At 75.8% G+C, this 2,585-nt stretch carries 2 protein-coding genes; both read right to left on the minus strand.

Annotation, left to right across the window (positions count from 1 at the left end):
* Positions 1-9: 9 nt before the first annotated feature.
* Positions 10-891: a BTAD domain-containing putative transcriptional regulator gene (locus ACFU97_RS46020; RefSeq protein ID WP_384269274.1), complete on the minus strand. Its 882-nt coding sequence runs from the start codon at positions 889-891 to the stop codon at positions 10-12.
* A gap of 808 nt (positions 892-1,699) precedes the next feature.
* Entirely contained in the window at positions 1,700-2,323 is a 624-nt protein-coding gene (locus ACFU97_RS46025; RefSeq protein WP_384269276.1) for a ScbR family autoregulator-binding transcription factor, read from the minus strand.
* Between the last annotated feature and the right edge of the window lie 262 nt (positions 2,324-2,585).

Genomic DNA, 2,585 nt, shown 5'->3' on the forward strand with positions numbered 1-2,585 from the left:
GGGCCGCGGTCAGCCCACCGGGGCCGGGGCGGCGCCGGCGCTGCTGCGCGCGGCGGGCAGCAGCCCGGGGCCGGACATCAGGATGGAACGCTGCAGCTTGCCCAGCGCGGCGGACGGCTCCAGGCCCATGGTGCGCACCAGCGTGGCGCGCATCCGCTGGTAGGCGTCCAGCGCCTCGCCGCGCCGCCCGGAGCGGTACAGCGCCAGCATGAACTGCCCGCACAGGCTCTCGTGCGTGGGGTACTGGTCGACCAGCACGGTCAGCTCCGCCAGCAGCTCCCGGTGCCGGCCCAGCCGCAGATCCGCCTCCACCCGCTGATCCAGCGCGCACAGCCGGCTCTCCTCCAGCCGCCGTGCCTCGGTCTGCAGATGGGGGCCGGTGTGCACATCGGCCAGCGCCGGGCCGCTCCACAGCGCGAGCGCCTCCCGCAGCAGCCGGGCCGCCTGCGGATAGTCCTCGGCGTCCATGGCCCGATACCCCGACCCGGCCAGCCGCTCGAACTCCCGCACGTCACTGGTGCCCTCGCCGCCCTTGAGCAGATACCCGCCCGGCACCGTCAGCAGCACGTCCTTCGCCGACACCCCCACCCCGCGCCCGCCATCGCCGCCGTCCCCGCCACCGGCAGGAGCACCGGCGCCGGCGGGCGCGGGGGCGGGCCGCAGGGCCACGGTGATCAGCTCACGCAGCTGCAGGATGTAGGTCTGCAGGGTGGGACGCGCACTGCGCGGCGGCCGGCTGCCCCACAGCTCCTCGGCCAGCACCGCCACCGGGACCACCTGGTCGGCGTGCAGGGCCAGCAGGGCGAGCACCTGGCGCGGCTTGGGCGCGGTGGGCGTGATGGACACGCCCCTCTCCCGTATCGCGAGTGTGCCGAGAACATCGATGTCCACGCCGTCTCCCCCGCCTGTGGGCTGCCGTCTGCAGCGTTCCTCTACCACCCCCGAGTAAAAAACAGCACGGGCGGTATGTCAATGCCGTACCGGGCACCCTGTTTATCCTCGACGCAGCCTCGAGACGGACGCGAGCCGGGCCAGAATATCCCGCCATTCCAGGACAAAGAACACTCGTGGATCGCCAAAAGGCCCGGAAAGAAGCGGACACTTGACCGAACCATAAGAAAACCTGTCAGGCGGTTTTGCCCACCCCCGAAACCCACGCCACCGGCCCGACCCCACCCGCACAGCACCCCCACCCCCACCCGCACCCGACCCCCGTGCCCGGACGGCCGGACACCCCGCCCCCCTCCGGGCACGGACACCCGGTGGCACCGGACCGCCCGGGGGGCGGGCGGGCCCCGGGCGGGGGCGACCCGGCCGGCGGGCAGCCCGGGAGCGGGCCATTCGGGGACGGGCGGACACCCGTGGCAGGCCCACCCGGGACCGGGCGGCCCGGGGGGCGGACCGTTCGAACCACCCGGGGAGGGGCGGACCATTCGGGACCGGACTCCCCGGCGACGGAGGAACCACCCGGGAACGGACCACCCGGAGCGGGCCACCCGGGAACGGGCCGCCCGGAGCGGGCCAGTCGGAGCGGGCCGCCCGGGACCGGGCGGGCCAACAGGCCACCGGCCGGGGGGGCGGATTCCCTCGGGGGTAGGCACTCGGCGGCGGGCAACCCCGGGAAGGGCCGACCGGCCGGCCGGGGTCGGACTACTCGGCGACGGACGCCCCGCCGGGGGGCGGACCGCCGCGGCGCGGACTACCCGGAAGCGCCCGGCGAGGACGGCGAGGACGGGGGCGGGTGCGGCGCGGCCAGCAGCGGCAGCAGGAAGGCCCAGAACCGGCCGGCCCGTTCCGGCGAGAGCCAGCCGCCCTCCAGGCTGCTGAGCACCTCGAAGCCGGCCGTGACGGCGACGAACGCGGCGGCGACGTCCGCCGGGGCCACCCCGCGCGCCAGCTCGCCCTCCCGCTGGGCCTGCACGAGCAGGTCCTGCACCCAGGCGGACCACCACCGCCACAGCCCCCCGTCCCCGCCCTTGCGCGAGGGGTCGTGACCCAGCCGGAAACCGGCCCTGACCAGCGGATCCTCCGCCACCGCGGCGAGCAGCCGGGCGGTGGCGTCCACCAGCGAGTGCAGCAGCCCGCCGGCCGCGGCACGGCTGGCCTCGGCCAGCTTGTGCACCACGTCCGCCGCGGCCTGCTCCACCTCCCGCGCCAGCGCCTCCTTGCTGGCGAAGTGGAAGTGCAGCGCGCCGTTGCTCACCCCGGCCTGCGAACTGATCGCGGTGAGCGAGGCCACCGCGTACCCCTCCCGCTCGAAGACCTCGGCCGCGGACCTGATCAGGTTCTCCTTCGTCCGCGCCGCCCGCTCCTGTTTCACCATCACGCACTCCGTCACTCGCGGCGGCCTGCCCTACGTCCCCCGCCGAACAGGCCCGCCCGGCCACCCGGCGGGGCGGAGGGAACCGATCATCACCTCGCCCACCCACCCTAACAAACCGCAAAGACGGTTTGTAGTGGTCAGGGGACACCCCCGCCACCGCACCCCGCCGCCGGCCGCCCCGCACCCGCCCGCCCGCAGCACCCGAAGGGCGCACCGCGGACCCGCCGCAGGCCCGCCCCACGGCACCCGCGGCGGCCGGTGC

It is taken from the genome of Streptomyces sp. NPDC057616, assembly GCF_042800575.1.
Taxonomy (GTDB): Bacteria; Actinomycetota; Actinomycetes; order Streptomycetales; family Streptomycetaceae; genus Streptomyces.

Excerpts from the sequence above, each read along its gene's own strand:
- ACFU97_RS46025 (WP_384269276.1), bottom strand. The coding sequence starts at position 2,323 with ATGGTGAAACAGGAGCGGGCGGCGCGGACGAAGGAGAACCTGATCAGG.